This is a genomic window from Sphingomonas sp. MM-1 (assembly GCF_000347675.2).
Taxonomy (GTDB): Bacteria; Pseudomonadota; Alphaproteobacteria; order Sphingomonadales; family Sphingomonadaceae; genus Sphingomonas_E; species Sphingomonas_E fennica.
On record NC_020561.1, the window covers coordinates 3,900,547 to 3,918,534 of the forward strand.

Sequence of the window (17,988 nt, forward strand, 5' to 3'; positions counted from 1 at the left end):
GTGATAGACTATGAGAATTAGCCCCGTATCTCCGTAAGGCCTTGTGAATGGATTGCAGTAATGAGGCGCGGTGATCTGGACGATCTCGCCGCATTCGCCACCGTTGCCAGAACCCGCAGCTTCACCCGCGCAGCGGCCGAGATGGACCTTTCCCCGTCCGCGCTCAGTCACGCGATCCGCAGCCTGGAAAAGCGGCTCGGGGTCGTGTTGCTCGCCCGAACGACGCGATCGGTCGCCCCGACAGCCGCTGGAAAGCGGCTGTTGCGCTCGCTCGATCCCGCGCTTGCCGAGGTTGCGGAAGGGCTTGCGGCGCTCGCGGATTGGCGCGGCGCGCCGTCCGGTGCCCTCCGTATTACGACCTTCCACTACGCAGCACGCACGATCCTCGCTCCCAGATTGCCTGCCTTTCTGTTGGAGCACCCGGACGTATCGGTCGAGGTGATCGTCGATGACCGGCTTGTGGATATCGTCGCCGACGGTTTCGATGCCGGCATCCGTCTCGGCGAGACGGTGGACAGCGACATGGTGGCGGTTCGCCTCGAGCCGGACCTCCGAGCCCTTGTGGTCGGCACGCCTGGATATTTCGAGCGGCATGGGAGGCCGGACACACCCCGGGATCTGGAAGGGCATATCTGCATCAACTACCGTCTCGTCGGCGGCGGCGGGCTGCTTCCATGGGAGTTCGAGCGCGACGGGCGCGAGGTGAACATCCGCGCCAAGGGTCAACTGATCGTCAACGATGGCGTGCTTGCCGCCGCCGCTGTCCGTGCAGGTGCGGGGCTTGGCATCTTGATGGAACATGAAGTGGCGCAAGAGATAGCGGACGGCAGGCTCGTCCAGGTGCTCGACGAATGGTGCCCGAGCTTTCCGGGATGCCACCTTTATTATCCGAACCGCCAAGTCACGCCGGCGCTGCGGGCGCTGGTCGATGCGCTCCGCTGGAAGGGATCATAATCCTCCCCTCGCGGATAAGTGATTTGAATCCAGGGGCCAGGCGGGCAGAATACGACACCTATCGGCCGTACTTCTCTGTTTTGTCTGGGAATGGCGCACCCTATGGGAGCGTCTACAAACACCCTATTCGGTATTCTGGAGGAATGGAACGCCGTTCTCCAGCATACCAGCCTTGGCCGGGAACTTCTCAAAGCTGCCAATGACGGCAAGGATGGACGCGCTCCGCGCGACGCCATCCGTGGTGTCGTGCGGAGGCGCAAGACGGCCTGACGGCGGGAGGCTGCGTGAGCGAACGCAAGCGCCCCTCACCGTTCTGCCTCCGGCTCACATTCGAGCAACGCGCCCGTCTGGAAGCGGACGCGGCGGGCATGTCGCTGGCGGCATATATCCACTGGCGGCTGTTCGATCCTGACCAGCCGCCGCCGCGCCAGCGCGGCAAGGCTCCGGTCAAAGATCAGGAGGCTATCGCGCGCGTGATCGGGCTGCTCGGCCAGTCCCGCATCGCCAACAATCTGAACCAGCTCGCCAGACAGGCCAATCTCGGCACGTTGCCGGTGACGCCTGACACGGAAGCGGCACTGACGGAAGCCGCAGCCAATATCGCCGCCATGCGGGCGATGCTGGTGAAGGCGCTCGGTCTGGACGCTGGCCCATGATTCTGAAAGGTTCCCAGCGTGCCGGTGGCAAGGCGCTGGCCTTGCATCTGCTCAACGCCGAACAGAACGAGCATGTCGAGGTCGCGGAAGTGCGCGGCTTCATGTCCGAGTCGGTCACGGGCGCGTTCAAGGAAGCGCAGGCGCACGCCAGCGGAACGCGCTGCAAGCAATATCTGTTCTCAGTCAGCCTAAGCCCGCCCGAAACCGAAACCGTCCGGCCGGAAGTGTTCGAGGGCGCGATTGCCGCGATAGAGGAAAAGCTGGGGCTGGAAGGCCAGCCCCGCGTCGTTGTGTTCCATGAAAAGGAAGGGCGTCGCCACGCGCATTGCGTGTGGTCGCGTATCGACGCCGAAACCATGACGGCCAAGCAATTGTCATTCTTCAAGACCAGGCTGCGGGAAGTCTCGAAGGCGCTCTACCTCGAAAACGGCTGGAAGATGCCGCGTGGATTGATGGACAGCAAAGAGCGCGACCCGCGCAATTTCACGCTTGATGAATGGCAACAGGCCAAGCGGGCGGGCCTTGATGCCGCTGCCTTGCGCGGCATGGTGCAGGAATGTTGGGCCGTGTCGGACAACCGCGATGCTTTCGGCAAGGCGCTGGAAGAACGCGGGCTGTATCTCGCCAAGGGCGACCGGCGGGGCCATGTCGTCGTCACCTATGAGGGGGAAGTGTTCGCCCTGTCGCGTCTCACCGATAAGAAGGTGAAGGAAGTTGCGGCGAAGCTGGGCAAGCCGGACGATCTGCACTCGGTGGAGGACGCGAAAGCGCATATTGCAGGGGTGCTTGCGCCGCGCATCAGCGGGTTTCTACAGGAAGCCCGCCGCATTGCCCGCAACGCGATGCAGCCGTTGCACGATCAACGGCAGGCGATGCAGCAGCGCCACGCCGATGAACGGCGCAAACTCGATGACGGCCAGAAACAACGCTGGGATGCGGAAACGCGTGAACGGGCCGGACGCCTGCGCGGCGGCGTCATGGGCCTGTGGGACAAACTGACCGGCGAACACCGGAAAACACAACGGCAGAACGAGATTAAGGCGTATTGGGCGATCCAGCGTGACCGCGAACAGCGGCAAACCCTTGTAGCCGCGCAACTGGCGGAACGCCGGTCGCTACAGGAGCGTATCCGGCAGACGCGAACGCGCCATGCCGAACAAATACTGGCGTTGCATAAACAGGCGGCGAATTATCGGCTCATGTCCGATCTGCGCCAGCAACGGGGCGACGAGCGCGGCACGGCGCGCGCTGCATTCAACCAGCGGGCGGAAGGCTCGCGTAGCGAGCGGCAAACCAGTCAGCCGCCGCGTGGGCGTGGCCCGCGTGGCCCTGATCTGGGCCGCTGATCCTGCGCCCTGCGGGCGCTTCGGGGTGGTGGGCGGGACATAGGAAGTGGTCGCCCCTTGGGGCGGCCTCCTGTTTTTCAGAACAATTCGCCCTGTCGGCTGGCTTCGACGTAGTGCCGCCACGCTGGTTTTGCGGCTTCCTCGTCCAGCCATGCCATGATCTGCGCCACCACGTCGCCGCCCTTGGCCTCGATGCTGCCGCATGGGTGAAAGTGTGACAGATAGCCGGTTTCGGTGATTGGCAGCGGCGCGCGGGGCGGCTGGATGGTGTGGATTTCCAGATGGGCGATAACGCCCCATTTAACCGGCACATAGATCGCCTCGATCCCGATGCCGCGCCATGTAAAGCGATGGACTTGCGGATGCTGGCTCATGTCAGCACCCCGCGAACACATGCACCACGTCCCACGCGGTGCTGAGCGTGAACAGGTCGCCATTCAATTCGGCATCCCGCGCCATTGCGCCGTAATCGACATAGTAGCGCAAGGCATGGGGTATGACGGTGGTTTCCTCCGTCACCTCCTGCACATAGTCTGCAAGGCTGGCATGTGCGCCAAGGTAGCGGTCGGCCAGCGCGTCCCGCGCCTCGTCAAGATCGCCGCAGTAATGATCCAGCAGTGCCGCGCCGATATCGCCATGTTCGGCCATGAACGCGGCCAGCTCGCTTACACGGTCAAATCCGGTATATTCCTCGATGCGGACACTGCCAAAGCCTTCGTAATCGTGGATCGCCCATTCTTCCGCGTCGGCTATGGGTGATGCGGCCAGCATGACGCGCACGGCGTCATAGATTGCCCAAGGCTCCTGTGCGGCGTCGATCCATGCGCCATGCAGATAGCCGTTATTGTAAGCGGCAAGACAAGCCACATAGATGCGCGGCTGGTCGGTGGTGATGGTGGTTGCTCCCATTTCTCGTTCTCCATTTGGTTCGGGTTTCAGGTGCGCTCTGAAACCCTGCCTCGTGGCGAACAGCGGGGGGCAAGCGGGAAGCGGCTTCGCGGGGAACCGGCTGCACGGAACGCGGGAACCGCGTGAAGGAAGCTGGGCGGAAGGCGCTTTTGAGCGCGCTGGGGGCAGCGCCCCAGCCGCATCAGGGATTGTCACCCGAACGGGCGGAAACGGCCTGCCGGTTCCGTCGCAGCAGCGATAAAGCCCGTCCCGAAGGGGATGCCCAACACCTTCGTCCTGACGATTTCACAGGAAACGCGGTTGAAGTGGCCATGCGGCTCGATCTTGGGCCAGCGCGCCCCAAGCCGTTTTCCATCTTTCTCTTTTGATCGGTTTGCCCGTTCGGGCGCTTATGTCGTCAACATTTCCACTGACGATGCCTCTCTGGTGCAAGGCGTGAAGCCTTCTCCATGTCCATTGCGATCCGGTCGGATGCACCGCGTCACGATCAGCAAATCCGCCTCCTCCAACGCGGCCCGAACGGGTCTGCCAACCCAAAGGAGGATAAGATGTTCAAACTGTCTCGTGACGATCTGCACCACAAAACCGATGCCGAACTGGCCGATCTGTTCAACCGCGCCGTCCGCGAAACCGGCAAGGCCAGCCTGACCGCCGCCTTTGCCGAAGCCGCTTCGGCCCTGCGCCTGATCCGCATTGAGCTGACCCGTCGCGGCCTGCGGCTGGGCTGATCCCTGATCGCCCTCCGCAATCTTCCACCATAACCTGTGGGTTCCGTTTTGCGGGCTATCCATGAACCTACAGGTTCATTCGCTGGCGTCAGAACGGTATGCCGTCATCGTCGTCACCGTCATACGCGCCGTGATCCGGCTCGTAGTCGTCCACCATTCCCGCAAGACGGTCCCAGACCGCTTCCCGCAATTCCATCGTGAAATCAAGCAGGCGAGCGAGCGATACGCGCGGCACGTCGCCCTGCATGGCGAAGCTGGCTTGCCGTGGCGAACACAGGTCGCGCCGGATCATCTCGCCTTCAAGATCGCAGCCAAGGTCATCGGCGATGCGGTGGCAGTCGGCCAGCAATTCCCGCTTGAGCTGGTGAATGCACGCGGCTGATACGGTCATGGAAATCTCCTTTCAGCGAAAGGATAGATGCGGCCCTTGCCGGACGCGGGAGGAAGCCGGACATGGAAAGGGCGGGACTTGCGCCCCGCCCGATATCCGTTGCCGTTGGGTGTTCGCCTCTATGTGATGCGGCAGGTTCCCTTGTAGTATTCCATCACCTTGCGCCCGCCGCGCTCGGTGTAACCGGCGATCCAGATTTCCGCGCCGGTGGTGCGAAACTGGATGCCGTAGAAGCGGGGCAATCCATCCGCGCCGCGCCAATCGACCTTAGAAAACGGGCCGTTGTCGTCATAGCTGGTGAATGGCGACCATCCCGAACGGACGATGCCGGTGCCGGTGATGCGATCCACGATGTAGCCGCGCCGCTGCGTGTCGATCCGTCCCGTGAAGCGGACTTCCTCGACGCCCTCGTTGGGAGCCAGCGTGTTGTTGGGCAGGATGAACGGGCGGCCCAGGACGCATTCCATGCCGTAGGTCTTGGCATGGGCGGGCATTGCGGCGATCGCCAGCGCGACGGCCAGAAACGTGCGGGTGAACATAGCGCCTTCCTTTCGATGCGACGGAATTGCCGTGGCGTGGGAAGGCTAAGCGGGGCCGGAATGTGATGCGGGAGAAAGGGCCGCTTCATCGGATGATGTGAGGGCAGCAAATTCCACGATGGTACTGATAGGCCGTGGACTCATAGTCGCTATTCAGGCGACCATCCCTCATGGAAAAGGGGCAACTGAAATCTAATGCTTTCGGCGAAGCTGTGCGCGCGAAGCGGATAGCTGCCGAACTCACTCAAGAAGAGCTTGCTGATCGTTCTGGCCTTGATAGAAGTTATATAGGGGGAGTCGAGCGTGGAGAACGTAATCCTACTCTGAATGTAATTGAAAGAATTGCACTTGGGCTTGGCGTTGGTCTAGCTGATCTTTTTTCATACTCGCGCGATAGTTCGGCGGTGTGACTTGCTAAGGTTTCCAAATCCCGGATCAACGATTGAGAACTTTGTCGGCGTCTACGGCTCGGCGTTCGAGCGCCTGAACGGGCGCATCGTTGGTCTTGATGACATCGTTGCGGCGGTGGTCGCAGCTAATCTGGCCACGTCGTCCGGATATATGGGCGAGGAAGCGGTGGCACGCTCGACACGAACGGATCGTAGCCGCGACCCTCTCTACAACCAGCTCAAGATGTATGCGGAACTTTTCCGCACGCTGGGTTGGCTACATCCCACTCCTCAAAGCGCGTTGAATTTCACATTCACGCTGCTTGGCGAACAAGTCGTCGCAACCGGGCGCGATTTTGGGCCGCTGCTCGAAGAATGTGTGCTGGGGATCGTTTACCCCACGCCCATTCTCGCGGTGAAGGGAGATTTCGACCTCCGGCCTTTCGCCTTTATCCTACGCACGATGGCGGCTTGCGGTGGCTACCTGTCGCGCGATGAAATGATCATCGGGCCGCTAAGTGCTGGCAGTGATCGCGGACAAGACAATCTGGACGCGGTTGTTGCGACAATCGAAGAGGCGCGCGCAAGCGCAGCAGCTACTGCGAACGCCGTGGCAGCCGTGTCGGATGCGCGCAATATTCAGGTCAATACCTTGCAGAACTATACGCGGTGGCCGATTGCTTTGCTGCGGGATTTGGGATGGACGACGCGAGGATCGGCGAGATTTGGCAATGGCCGCAAATACGGAACCTTGCATCTGACAGACCGAGGTCAGGCGCTTGCAGATCGAGTCTCTGACAGCGTCGATCTGCGCGTCGATGATGCGGCGCGGCTCGCGCCGGAACAACGCGAGGCTCTTGCTGTCGCTGCTCACTTTCGGATGCTGGAACGTTCGGGGTTTGACATCGCGCCGGTTGCAGAGCGGATTGAGGAAGCGGAAGCAATAGCGACGCAGGTATTCAATGGATTGGGCACGGACGGGCGCAATTTACTGTTCTCTCCGTTCCAGTCGCTGTCACTCGATGACATTGCCGCCGCCTTTCCCGCGCGTGTGCAAAGCACACAAGTGGGCGAAGGTGCAGGGCGGGCGGCGCTGCCCGCAGCGCCTGATGGGCGCGACGACCGTTCACATCTGTTCGTGCATCCTACCATGGTTGCGACCGTGGGAGCTGGCGCGGGTGGCCCTGCCGCGCTCCGCGCGGAATTGACCGAGCTGCTGGAAGCTCACGACAATATCGAGGCCGCCGCTGCGGCCTTCGCGGAAAACCATGCGAGGGATACCCAAACGGAGTTCTACCCGCTGGTCACGCACCTGTTTCAGATACTGGGCTTCAAGAGCGATTATTCGCGAGCTGGCGTGAATTATCAGCGGTGGGACGCCTGTGTATGGGCTGGTGACTATGCCTTGCCAGTCGAGATCAAATCACCAACCGAAGAGGTGATGCTGTCTACCAAAGCGGTGCGGCAGGCAATGGAGAATAAAGTGATCCTCCTGTCGCGCGGCGGGCTGGATACACGACGCGAGCTGGCCAGTCTCGTTGTCGGCAATCGCCTTCCCAATGAGCGTGGCGAGATGTCGAACCTGATTGATGACGTGTTCAAAGCATTCGAGTTGCGCCTCGGTGTGATAGACCTGACAACCCTCGGCCACTTGGCGCTTCGCGCTCTCCGCGATGGTGTGACGATTGATGCCGGACAACTCAGCCAGCTTCGGGGGTTCCTCGATGTCTGATTTCGTTGTTCACAAAGGCCGACGAGAGGCTGGGACGTTTGCACGACATTACGGCGCTGACGTAACTGATGTACACTTCGAGCATCGTGAGGGCACGGCGGTCATGCTGGCTGACAAGCGAGCAGGGGCGGGAACTTGCCTTGGGTGCGGTAGTGCTCCCTGCATGGAAAAAGACGACAGCGAGTTGACGTTGTTCGGCGCGCTCGACTCTTTCCCCGGCGATCCCAGCCGTGATGTTTGCCCGACGCGGGCGATCCGCTGGGATACAGCGAAATCTGCGGCCTTTGTCGTTGCTGACGCCTGCATCGGCTGCGGATTGTGCGTCAACCGCTGCCCTTACGGTGCAATCAGCCTAGTCGATGGCTTAACTGCCAGAGTAGAAACATCGGACCCTGACGGGCTAGTTGTCGCTGGCGCGGCCAAGGGCGAGCATCCTCAAGTGAATCGTAACGGGCAGATTGCGACTCTGGATGCGCCCGCAGCCGCCAATCTCCCGACAACGGTGGCCGCGCTTGACGACGCCCGGACGACGCTGTTGGTCAGGAATCTTCTCAACGAAGTCGGACTGAACGCCCGCACACGACGGCGCGGGGACACCAACGTGCGCATTGACGCTGTTGGCTTCTCCAGAAGCGAAAGGCCGTTCGTGGCCGAGATTGAAACCGGCGCGGGCGTGTTGGAATCTCCGCGCGCGCTTCTCGAAGATGTGGCCGTACTCCACTCACGCTATGGCTATGCGGTGGATGGGATAGACCCCGTGAGCGTCATCTTGTCATTCCCAAATGTTCGCTCGGAATATTATCAGGTCATCCGAGATATTGAGAATATACTTGGCCTACGCTGCCGAACCATCACGGTCGGTGCGCTTGTCGCACTACTGTGGAGTTGCGCGAGGCTTGAAGGCTTCGGCGGGGACGCCTTCACCGTGGGTGAAGGGACAATCGACATTGCCGATTGTCTTGGCCTTGATGACGCGAAATTGGCTGAACCGTATGCGGGCGCGTTCAGACCGGCAAAGTAGCCAGCAAATCCGTGTGCGCAGAGCGGTCGCCATCCTTCGCGTTAACGATGCGTTCCCGCGCAATGTTAGCGTACGCCGGATTTAGCTCAAAGCCGAGGTATTCCCTGCCCTCCATCACGGCAGCGACGCACTCGCTGCCACTTCCCGCGAACGGCACCAATACGGTGTCGCCGGGATTGGAGAAATGCTTGACGATCCTGCGGGAAATCGAAAGCGGCTTTTGTGTCGGGTGATCGACCTTTTCATCACGGAAGCGGCGTCCGGCGAGTGTCGGGAATGACCAAATATCCCCTGCCATGCGGCCTTCGGGATTGGGCTCCCATACCTTGCCGTTCTTGATGATCTTGTGTTTCAGGCGCTCTTGGCTTTTGTACGGCTCGCGGATCGGCGTATAGATATAGCGGTCCGTCTTGGAGAACCATAGCAACGGCTCATAGGTGGCGTTAAGGGAACGCTTGCCATAGCCGGCAAAGCCATTCTCGTAGTGCCAAATGATCTGGCGACGGTAGATCAGGCCCATTTCCAACATCATGCACTGGACCCAGCACATATGGTGGTGGATGCCATACACGAAAATATTGCCTTCATCGGAAAGAACGCGGCTAGCTTGCTCAAGCCAGTTTCGTGTCCAGTCACGCCACTCGCCTTTACGCTCGGTTTCTTTCCAAGGACCGAAGTCCTTGTTCAAATTATACGGCGGATCGGCGACAATAAGGTTGAAGGAGTCGGCGTCCAAAGCTGCCATTCCGTCAATGCAATCGCCAACCACAATGCGAGAGTCTGAGATCATTTCGACTTCGGTTTCTGCAAAATGAGAATGTATTGGTTATGTATATTGGGCACATAGGCGTAGGGGTAGCCGTAAGGGAATACCTTTTTGTGGCGTTGATACAGAACCTTTAACCCACGCATTTCAAGGCCGTAGGTTTCAAGCGCGCGTGCAAGATCGGCGTGGAACATGATGTATTTTGATTTGTCGCGGAAGTCACTGACGATGATCGCCATATAGCGACCACGTTTCAAAACACGCGCACATTCTCCAAAAATTGCTGCCAGCTCACGCAGGAAGTCATCATAATTTTCGATATTCGCAAGATCGCGTGCATCCGTACCGTAATCTTTCGCAAGCCCCTTCTCAATACGCTCTTGGCGAACCTTATGATCCTCCTTCTTTAGAATTGACCAATACGGCGGGCTGGTGACAACAAAGTCCACACTCTCATCGGCAATAGTCGGAAGATGGTCACGCGCATCGCCTTCAAGGATGCGCTGGCCATCAACAGTCGAAAACATGTCGCGTACTTCGGTGGCGAGACGTTGGCGCGACAGTTCTGCAAAATCGGGGTTCAACTCGATGCCTATCCCGCGGCGCTCGTCAATGGCGCACGCTTTCAAGGTCGAGCCGACTCCAACGAACGGATCTAAGACGATGTGTCCCTTCTTGGTGAAAAATCGAATGAGGCGACCAACATCGGTAAAAGAGAACGGCGCAGGGTGTTGACGCTCGATCTGGGCGTCGGGGTGCCCCGCACCAAGCCCGCGCTGGTTCCAAACCGAAACCGTTTCGGGAATCCACTCTCGCGCCGTGAGATCGTTTAGCGAATTGCGTGGATCAACCGTTGCAGGAAGTTCTTCGCTGTCACGGTCGCCCTCTGTTTCAGCGATGATCTTAGGCACGGGATTCTTGCGCGGACGCCCACGCCGCTTTGCGACCGGCGAAGTCAGAATTTCGTCTTCCGGGCTTTTTGTGGCGAGCTTCATGCTGTTCCTTCAATCTGTTGCTTGAGCCACACAATCTCGGCGCGGTCGTAGATTCGGTAACCATTGAGCGGATGCCGACGGGGCGAGAGTTTGCCCTGCCGATCCCAATTTCGCAGCGTAGACACGGATACGCCTAGAAGCGCGGCGGCCTCCGTTATGGTCAAGCTGTGAGACTGCGCTTCGGACTGGGTCATGGCTATCAAACTATCTCAAGCCCTATCAAAGGTGGTTAGGTCCATGCAAGTCGGAACCGGCGCTTTTCCACATTGGGATGATCGCCAAGGTATTTTCGACTCTATCTCGCTTCCCAATAGGTGGAGGGCGGAGGAAGGGCTCCAAGGGGCAGGAACGCCCTGTGGTCGTCTCCACGGCGAACGTGGTGGCATCCAATCCGCACAGGGTTGGTCGAGGGTGTCCAGAGGGGCGGCGATTGCGCCCCTTGGTCATGGGGTGTCGGGGAGCAGGAACGCGCCCTGACTGGTGATGCAACGGCCAGTCGTTGTTCCGGCCTGAACATTCTCCCCCTGACCCTAAGCGTGTGACCAAGCGTCAGCCTGGTCACGATGCTGGGTGGGAACGGGGGAGTTTGTGAAGGCCGGATAGCCGGAGGGGATGCAACGGGGAACGCGCAGCGGGTGCCCCTTGCCAAGATAGGCGTGGTATTACCACGCACATCTTGCGTAGGTTACTAACGCAGAAAAATGGCTGGACGCCTGCTATTCCCAGCGGACAATGCCATGCGCAAACACCGGCGCGACGGCCTCCCATTCAGGGATTCGCTCGGCAGCATCATCGGCGGAAATCACACGCGGCTCTGCTGGCTCATCCCGGCAAAGGATAACGATGGGATAGCTGCTTGCCCGCTCCCCACGTGATCCGACCAGCACCACACCTTCGCTTCGCTCGATCCTGCCGTCCGCGATGGGGAACCCTGACAAGGTGAAGATGTAGGGCGTTTGCTGACCTGTGATCTGACCGACAAACAGGACATTCTCCCCGGCAGGAATAATCCGGCCTTCGATACGGTCGCGCCGGTCACGCTTCGCCCTATCCCGATAGTGCATCTCAAGAGCAAAAGTGCCGGGATTGTCATCGACGCCGCATTCCAGCGCCATCAGGGCAACGTCGTGCTCATTCAGAAAGAAAGGTGCGAACGCTGCGTAATGACCTTGCAACTGTGCAAGGCGATTCCTGTCCAGCACCATGCCCGGCAGGAAGAAATCATGCAGGGCGTTGGTTAGGGAATCGCTCCCGATTAACTGCTCGATGCGAACGGCTCGCCATGTTTCTGTCAGCATGGCGGGATGCCGGGCAGCGATCATATCCCATAGCGCGGGAAGGAACCTGTCGTCGTTGTGGCGCTGGGTCTTTCCGGCGGCGAAGTCGTTGACAACATCATTGCTACCCGCCGCCACGTCCGCAATCGCCTCCCGCTGCTCCCGGTAGGACATTCGCTTTCTGGCGCTCAACTGCTTCGACGCCCGGCGCAATGCCTCCCGCATCTCCGCCGTGTCCGTATAGTCTGGAATCTCGTTTCTGTTCTTACCGCTCATATACCGCTTTTTCAGGCGGCAAATGAGCGGCGTCAAGCGGCGACAACGGAAAACAAGGCCGGAACGAACACCGTGAGGGATCGGGTTCCTCCCGCGAAACTCCCTGCAACCGCCGCCCATTTCGGTGCGCGGAAAGCAGGAGTCCCCCATGCCCGACCGCTTCGCGCCGGGCGGTTCGCCGCCCTTCTTCTCTGCCAATGACAACCATCGTGGCGTCTGCATCATCGTGCCGACCGACGATCAGCTTGCTTCGCCGGTGCTGGTGCAGCGCCTTGGCATGGCACTGAGCGAACTCGGCCTGTCGCGGCGCAAGCTGATGGACTGGATCGCGGACAGCTTTTGCCGCTTCGATGGCGCGTTCGTCTGGCCCAATGGTCGCCCCTTCATCCTGCCGGATGTCGATGACGTGTTCACCGACATCGACAATCGCTGGATGTCCGACCTCCTGCGCTTCGGATCACGTGCGCCGCGCCAGTCGGCGCAACGCCGGACATGGCCGCGCCTGCGCCTGCTCGTTCTCGCCCTCACTGTCAGCCGCCCGGAAGTGGCGCGGCACCTGTTTCGCTGAAAGGAAATCTCATGAAGATCAGCTATGGCACCGATGGAGCCGCCCAGCAGCAGGACGCGCCGCCACCGGTTCCGGTCTATCAGCCCCAGCCGCCCATCGCGCCCCCGCGTATCGGCAAGATATTCTCGGCGGGCTTCTATATGTTCTTCGGCATGGTGCTGCTGGCGCTTGCCCTGTTCGGCACGGAAACGCTCGCGCCTGCCGACTATAAGCCGTCCGCGATGATGGGCGGCTATCAGGGGCGGTATCAGGCGGAAATCCGCGCCCATGAACTCGAAACGCAGGCCAAGTATGACGCTTGGATGCAGCAGGCCCAGATCAGCATAGCCCAGCAACAGGTCGGCTATCAGGGGCAAATGCAGGCCGTGATCGCCAACTATCAGGCGACCTATGAACGGGCGCGGCTGTTCTCGGACGCGACCGCCCGCATCCAGCAGGATTATGTGCATGTCGTGCTGATGCAGAAGCAACAGCAGCAGGCGGGCAGCACCAAGGTTGTCAGCATGGCGCAATTGCTGGCTGACATAGTGCGCCCGTTCTTGCCGGACGCGGCGGACAAGATCGACGATTATGCCAACGATGTTTCCGGTCGGCTGCGCGACAAGCTGGACGCCTCGATCCAGCAGGGCGTCACTATCGACGTTGCGGGCTGGGATACCGGCCTGCCGTCACCCGAACAGGTGCGGGCCGATCTTGGCGCGATCAAGCCCATCGTGATCCCGCCGCCGCCGCATATCAGCCGCGACCGCCCGGAAGGGCAGAACTGACATGCGGCTGGAAACCTTGGCAAGCTGGGCCATGCGGCTTTTAAGCATGGCGCAGGATGCCGACCGACGCGAGCGCGAGAATGAATCTCGCGCTCATGCCGCCTATCAGCAACAGGTCATGGCGACCGCTGCCCCTTCGGGGAAGTATGGCAACGGTCGGCTGGCCGATCTGTATGACGCGGACAAGGCCGGGCTGCTCGATGCGAACGGCCTGTTTCTCGGTGCGCTCGATGGCCGCGCCCTGTTCTTCGCCGGTGATGGTCAAATGTTGAGTTACGCCCGCGCCGGTTCCGGCAAGGGGCGGGATTGGATTCTTCCCAATCTCGCCCATGTCCGCGACCGCTCCTTGCTGGTCGTGGACGTGAAGGATGGCGAGAACTGCTTTGCCAGTTATCGCCACCGCTCGGAAACGCTCGGCCAGCCCTGCATCTACCTCAACCCGTTCGGGTTGCTCGGCCTGCCGGACACGCCGATAAACCCGCTGCAAACGCTGGTGGACATTGTGCAGGGCGGTGGAGAAATCGACACGCAGGCCGATGAAATCGCGCAAATCCTGCTGCCACCCAGCCCAAAGGACGGCGGGAATAGCTGGGTGCGGAAAGGCGCTTTGCGCCTGCTCGCAACCCGGATGGAATATCTGGCGCACTGTGAACCTGACCAATGCAATCTCGGCGGCCTGTGGCGGTTCGTGAACGCCTCGTCCGAAGATATGGATCAAGCCTTCGCCATGATGGAAACCTGTGGGATCGAAGGCATCGCCCGCCGCGCCGGGGCGCTGCGGGCGACCTTGGTTGACGCGCCCAAACAGTTTGAGGCGTATAAGTCCGAAGGCATCGAAGCCCTGAACCCGTTTGAACCGGGCAAGACGCTGGAACGCGCCACGCGCTCCCACGGCTTCGACTTCGCCCGCCTCAAGCATGAGCCGCATACGGTCTATCTCATCACGCCCAGCGAAAAGCTGGGCGTCATAGCGCCGTGGATCAGCCTGATCGTCAACTATGCGATTGAGGCTATCGCCCGCGAACCGGGCGAATTGCGGACCTGCTTCATCCTCGATGAGTTCCCCCAGCTTCCCCCAGCGCCCGCGATCCTCAAGGCGCTGCGCCTGTATCGTGGCCGGGGCATCCAGCTTTGGATATTCAGCCAAGGCCGCTTTTCGATGGAATCGCGCTGGTCGCGGGAAGCGGTCAAAGAGTTTGAGGATCAGGCAATGGCCTTCACCTTGACCGGCGTTGAAGACCCGGACTTGCTGCGCGATGTTGAGAAATGGTCGGGCAACCGCACCATCGTCACCCAAGGGATGAACGTGGGCGGCGGCGCGGTGGAAAGCGCCGGTGCCAACCGCAACGAGGCTCGCCGCCCGGTGCTGCAATCAGAGGATATTCGCGCCGTTGGCGCGGGCAGGCAGATTATCAAGGTGGCCGGGGTGCCGCCCTTGTTCGTCTGTGACCGCCTGCCGTTCTACGCGGTCGATCCGTGGAAGCATCAGATTGGCGATGTGCGTGATCTGCACAAGGGAACATAAGATTGCTTGAAATTATATTGTGCACAATATATATGCCTCCTTACCAGCCTTGACGGCTTCAATCCCATAAAAGGAGAACCCCATGAGCCATCTTTACACCACCAAAGTCACCGCGATTGGAGGCCGTTCCGGCACCATCCGCAGCGATGACGGTCTTCTCGATCTGGCGCTTGCCTTGCCGAAGGAACTCGGCGGCAAGGGCGGCGCGACAAACCCGGAGCAGCTTTTTGCCGCTGGTTATGCCGCCTGCTTCGAGAATGCCGTGATCCACGTCACCCGCGCGCGCGCCGACAAGGTGCGCGACGATCAGATCGAGGTGGCGGGTGAGGTCGGCCTCCTGCCGAACGGACAAGGCGGCTTCAATCTCGACGTGACGCTCGATGTCGTGCTGGAAGGTTTCGATCAGGCGACGGCCGAGGAGATCGTTCATGCGGCTCACGCCGTCTGCCCTTATTCCAATGCGGTAAAGGGCAATGTCGATGTTAAGCTGAATATCTCGACCCGGTAAGGATAAGATGGTGGCGACGCAGAACAGAGACGATGACCCGCTCCTGCTGGACCGGCAGGTGTGCTTTCCGCTCTACGCCGCCACCAATCTTCTGACCCGCCTCTACGGCCCGATTCTATCGGGCCTTGGCCTCACCTATCCGCAGTATCTCGTCATGCTTGTTCTGTGGGAAGCTGAACCCCAGACTGTCGGCGCGCTTGGCGCGCGGCTTTACCTTGATAGCGGCACGCTCACGCCACTGTTGAAGCGGATGGAAACCGCCGGATTGGTCAAGCGCGAGCGTGACCCTGCCGATGAACGTCGGGTGCTCGTAACGCTCACGGACATGGGGCGCGCACTACGTGAACGCGCTGTGCATGTGCCGGAAGTTCTGGCCAATGGCTATCAACCCGAAGGAATCGACCAGCTACGCGAGGGTGTGAAAGAACTCGTTGCGATGCTATCGCACCATCGCGCCGGGAGGATGCCAAAGAAATAATAACCTCGCCTTGCGATCAAGCAAAGTATCAACATTTGCAATGTCGCAAGTGTTGATAATATAATTATATTATAGAGAAACGTAATTTTGATACCTTACAATATTTGTGCCCCGGAGAGAGTTGCTTGGTTTCTCCCAATGTAAAGAAGGAGATGACTTAATTAAATCCCCGCGCCTCGATTGTGAGGTGCTGCACATGCAGCAGAGGGATGGCCGTGTCGCTGATTTCGACACAAGATATGGAGCGATATCGTCAATGCGTTGATAGCATTGATGCGTCGATTCATCAAAAGGATGAACTGATAAATATTGTTCATTCGATCATGTCTTACTTTGTCGATCAGGCTTACGGTGTCCAAACCGACCAAATAACTTTGCAATCGGCCAGTAAAAGCCGCTTCCATGCTGCGTTTGAGCGTGCTAGGGTTGGAAATAATCCAGAAAATCAGATTGTTGACGCCAAGAACAATGGCGTCAAAATCGATTCCAGCTTTCAGGAGCCAGACGCGCCATGACACGCGACATCAGACAAAGGGCCGTTATCTACTGCCGCGTTTCGGACGCGAAACAGAAGATTCGCGGCGATGGCCTTGGCAGTCAGGAAACCATTGGCCGCGAATATGCCGACCGCATGGGCTATGAGGTCGTCAAGGTGTTCCGCGACGACTTCACCGGCAAGTCGGCCAATCGCGCCGGTATGAAGGAATTGCTGGCCTTCCTGAAAGGCAGCAAGGGGCAAACCATCGTCATTGTTGACGACCTGAACCGCCTCGCCCGGTCGCTGCGGACGCACTACGCTATCCGCGACGCCATAGCGACGGCGGGCGGCAAGCTGGTGTCGCCCAAGCGCGAGTTCGCGGACGATCCCGACGACGATCTTCTGGAAATCATCGAAGCGGCCTTTGCGGGCGAGCATCGCCGCAAGAACGCCGAACAGACCCTGAACCGGATGCGCGGACGCGCCATGAACGGCTATTGGGTGTTTCAGGCTCCCTTGGGCTATCGCTACGAAAAGGCGGCGGGCGGCGGCAAGGCGCTCGTCCGCGTCGAGCCGATGGCGTCGATCATCAAGGAAGGGCTGGAAGGCTACGCCTCCGGGCGCTTCGACTCTCAAGCGGAAGTCAAACGCTTCTTTGAGTCCAACCCGCTGTTCCCCAAGGATCGGCGCGGGCTGGTATCGAATGAGCGCGTTCATCAAGTCCTGACCCAGCCGCTTTACGCGGGCTATCTCGAAGTGCCGCGCTGGAAGCTGGCGCTGCGCGAGGCGCGGCATGAAGGGCTGATCTCGCTGGAAACCTTCGATCTCATTCAGGATCGCTTGACCGGGAAAGCTCGCGCCCCTTCCCGCAAGGACATTAACGCCGATTTCCCGCTGCGCGGCTTCGTTGCCTGTGGCGACTGCAACCATCCCATGACCGCCACTTGGGCCAAGGGCGTTGGTGGGCGCTACGCTTACTATATGTGCCGCCAGCATGAATGCAGCAGCAAAGGCAAGTCCATCGCTAGGGCAAAGGTCGAAGGCGGGCTGGAATCCCTGATCCGCTCGCTCACGCCCTCACGGGAGTTGGTTCACCTCGCTTCCACCGTGTTCCGCAATCTGTGGGATCGCCGCGCCAAGGAAACGAAGGAACAGCGTGCGGCGCTCAAGCTGGAAACCGTTGCTGTGGAAAAGAAGATCGGCCAGTTCCTCGACCGCATCGTGGAAGCCGAAAACCCCACGGTGGTTAGCGCCTATGAAAACAAGGTTGGTGAACTGGAACGCGAGAAGCTGATTCTGGCCGAAAAAATCACCAAATGCGGCACGCCTGCGCGTGACTATGATGATGTTTTTCAAACTTCGATGGCGTTTCTCGCAAACCCTTGGAATCTTTGGGAAACCGGCGAGCTAGAGGATCGCCGTGCCATGCTGAAACTGGTCTTTACCGGCCACCTTACATATGACCGGAAAACAGGCTTTCAAACTCCCGAAATCTCCTTGCCATTCAAGGCTTTAGAGGAAATTTCCGGCTCTAAAAAGGAGATGGTGCACCCGAGAGGATTCGAACCTCTGGCCTCTGCCTTCGGAGAATTAAAACAGGGGCCACGCCACGGCTCCCTAATCTACCTTGATCTACGCTGATACGCGCTAATGCTCTATATTCATTAGCTTTTTCTACAGTTAGG

General features: G+C 59.7%; 22 protein-coding genes. 14 read left to right on the top strand and 8 right to left on the bottom strand.

From position 1 onward, the window contains the following. Positions 1-60: 60 nt before the first annotated feature. The 3 genes from G432_RS18545 (at position 61) to G432_RS18555 (ending at position 2,956) form a co-directional block, all read left to right on the top strand. Positions 61-954 (top strand): LysR family transcriptional regulator, encoded by an 894-nt coding sequence (locus G432_RS18545; RefSeq protein ID WP_015460358.1) that lies wholly within the window; start codon positions 61-63, stop codon positions 952-954. Positions 955-1,238: 284 nt separating this feature from the next. After that, on the top strand, positions 1,239-1,610 hold the full coding sequence (mobC, locus tag G432_RS18550) for a plasmid mobilization relaxosome protein MobC (RefSeq protein ID WP_015460359.1): 372 nt from the start codon (positions 1,239-1,241) through the stop codon (positions 1,608-1,610). Then, on the top strand, positions 1,607-2,956 hold the full coding sequence (locus G432_RS18555) for a relaxase/mobilization nuclease domain-containing protein (RefSeq protein WP_015460360.1): 1,350 nt from the start codon (positions 1,607-1,609) through the stop codon (positions 2,954-2,956). Before mobC ends, G432_RS18555 begins: the two co-directional genes overlap by 4 nt. A 77-nt stretch (positions 2,957-3,033) precedes the next feature. Here the strand turns inward: G432_RS18555 and G432_RS18560 are convergent, their stop codons facing one another. After that, positions 3,034-3,330 carry a hypothetical protein gene (locus tag G432_RS18560; RefSeq protein WP_015460361.1) on the bottom strand — a complete coding sequence of 99 codons (297 nt, stop codon included), beginning with the start codon at positions 3,328-3,330 and terminating at the stop codon, positions 3,034-3,036. Between the two features lies 1 nt (position 3,331). After that, a complete protein-coding gene (locus tag G432_RS18565) occupies positions 3,332-3,865 on the bottom strand; it encodes an antirestriction protein ArdA (protein WP_015460362.1) in 534 nt (177 codons plus the stop codon). A 548-nt stretch (positions 3,866-4,413) separates the two neighbouring features. Here G432_RS18565 and G432_RS23405 point away from each other — a divergent pair. Beyond that, positions 4,414-4,593 (top strand): hypothetical protein, encoded by a 180-nt coding sequence (locus G432_RS23405; protein WP_144062079.1) that lies wholly within the window; start codon positions 4,414-4,416, stop codon positions 4,591-4,593. Between the two features lie 88 nt (positions 4,594-4,681). Here the strand turns inward: G432_RS23405 and G432_RS18575 are convergent, their stop codons facing one another. Further along, positions 4,682-4,984: a hypothetical protein gene (locus G432_RS18575; RefSeq protein WP_015460363.1), complete on the bottom strand. Its 303-nt coding sequence runs from the start codon at positions 4,982-4,984 to the stop codon at positions 4,682-4,684. Positions 4,985-5,103: 119 nt separating this feature from the next. Further along, complete coding sequence (locus G432_RS18580; RefSeq protein ID WP_015460364.1) at positions 5,104-5,523, bottom strand: hypothetical protein; 420 nt, start codon at positions 5,521-5,523, stop codon at positions 5,104-5,106. Between the two features lie 170 nt (positions 5,524-5,693). Here G432_RS18580 and G432_RS22695 point away from each other — a divergent pair, with 170 nt between their 5' ends. The 3 genes from G432_RS22695 to G432_RS22700 all read left to right on the top strand — a co-directional run bounded on the left by G432_RS22695 (position 5,694) and on the right by G432_RS22700 (position 8,665). Next, positions 5,694-5,933, top strand: a complete 240-nt coding sequence (locus tag G432_RS22695) for a helix-turn-helix domain-containing protein (RefSeq protein ID WP_015460365.1) — start codon at positions 5,694-5,696, stop codon at positions 5,931-5,933. Position 5,934: 1 nt separating this feature from the next. Continuing rightward, positions 5,935-7,644, top strand: a complete 1,710-nt coding sequence (locus G432_RS18585; protein ID WP_015460366.1) for a hypothetical protein — start codon at positions 5,935-5,937, stop codon at positions 7,642-7,644. Between the two features lie 163 nt (positions 7,645-7,807). Beyond that, complete coding sequence (locus tag G432_RS22700) at positions 7,808-8,665, top strand: 4Fe-4S binding protein (protein ID WP_187294012.1); 858 nt, start codon at positions 7,808-7,810, stop codon at positions 8,663-8,665. Here the strand turns inward: G432_RS22700 and G432_RS18595 are convergent. The 4 genes from G432_RS18595 to G432_RS18610 all read right to left on the bottom strand — a co-directional run bounded on the left by G432_RS18595 (position 8,649) and on the right by G432_RS18610 (position 11,979). After that, positions 8,649-9,410 carry a DNA-methyltransferase gene (locus G432_RS18595; protein WP_187294013.1) on the bottom strand — a complete coding sequence of 254 codons (762 nt, stop codon included), beginning with the start codon at positions 9,408-9,410 and terminating at the stop codon, positions 8,649-8,651. The genes G432_RS22700 and G432_RS18595 overlap by 17 nt on opposite strands. A 41-nt stretch (positions 9,411-9,451) precedes the next feature. Next, positions 9,452-10,426 (bottom strand): DNA methyltransferase, encoded by a 975-nt coding sequence (locus tag G432_RS18600; protein ID WP_144062081.1) that lies wholly within the window; start codon positions 10,424-10,426, stop codon positions 9,452-9,454. After that, positions 10,423-10,620 carry a MerR family DNA-binding transcriptional regulator gene (locus G432_RS24455; RefSeq protein WP_041865001.1) on the bottom strand — a complete coding sequence of 66 codons (198 nt, stop codon included), beginning with the start codon at positions 10,618-10,620 and terminating at the stop codon, positions 10,423-10,425. The genes G432_RS18600 and G432_RS24455 overlap by 4 nt, the downstream gene beginning before the upstream one ends. Positions 10,621-11,142: 522 nt before the next feature. Further along, complete coding sequence (locus G432_RS18610; protein WP_015460371.1) at positions 11,143-11,979, bottom strand: hypothetical protein; 837 nt, start codon at positions 11,977-11,979, stop codon at positions 11,143-11,145. A gap of 148 nt (positions 11,980-12,127) precedes the next feature. On the opposite strand from G432_RS18610, the gene G432_RS18615 reads away from it, so the two are divergent. The 7 genes from G432_RS18615 to G432_RS18640 all read left to right on the top strand — a co-directional run bounded on the left by G432_RS18615 (position 12,128) and on the right by G432_RS18640 (position 17,944). Beyond that, a complete protein-coding gene (locus tag G432_RS18615; RefSeq protein WP_015460372.1) occupies positions 12,128-12,547 on the top strand; it encodes a hypothetical protein in 420 nt (139 codons plus the stop codon). 11 nt (positions 12,548-12,558) lie between these two features. Beyond that, positions 12,559-13,314, top strand: a complete 756-nt coding sequence (locus tag G432_RS18620) for a hypothetical protein (RefSeq protein ID WP_015460373.1) — start codon at positions 12,559-12,561, stop codon at positions 13,312-13,314. Position 13,315: 1 nt separating this feature from the next. Beyond that, complete coding sequence (locus G432_RS18625; RefSeq protein WP_015460374.1) at positions 13,316-14,839, top strand: type IV secretory system conjugative DNA transfer family protein; 1,524 nt, start codon at positions 13,316-13,318, stop codon at positions 14,837-14,839. Positions 14,840-14,921: 82 nt separating this feature from the next. Further along, positions 14,922-15,347, top strand: a complete 426-nt coding sequence (locus tag G432_RS18630; protein WP_015460375.1) for an organic hydroperoxide resistance protein — start codon at positions 14,922-14,924, stop codon at positions 15,345-15,347. A gap of 7 nt (positions 15,348-15,354) precedes the next feature. Continuing rightward, the gene (locus tag G432_RS18635) at positions 15,355-15,825 is read left to right on the top strand and encodes a MarR family winged helix-turn-helix transcriptional regulator (RefSeq protein ID WP_015460376.1); all 471 of its coding nucleotides are present in this window, start codon (positions 15,355-15,357) and stop codon (positions 15,823-15,825) included. A 209-nt stretch (positions 15,826-16,034) separates the two neighbouring features. Then, on the top strand, positions 16,035-16,340 hold the full coding sequence (locus tag G432_RS23410; RefSeq protein WP_144062082.1) for a hypothetical protein: 306 nt from the start codon (positions 16,035-16,037) through the stop codon (positions 16,338-16,340). Next, entirely contained in the window at positions 16,337-17,944 is a 1,608-nt protein-coding gene (locus G432_RS18640; RefSeq protein ID WP_015460377.1) for a recombinase family protein, read from the top strand. Before G432_RS23410 ends, G432_RS18640 begins: the two co-directional genes overlap by 4 nt. Positions 17,945-17,988: the final 44 nt, after the last annotated feature.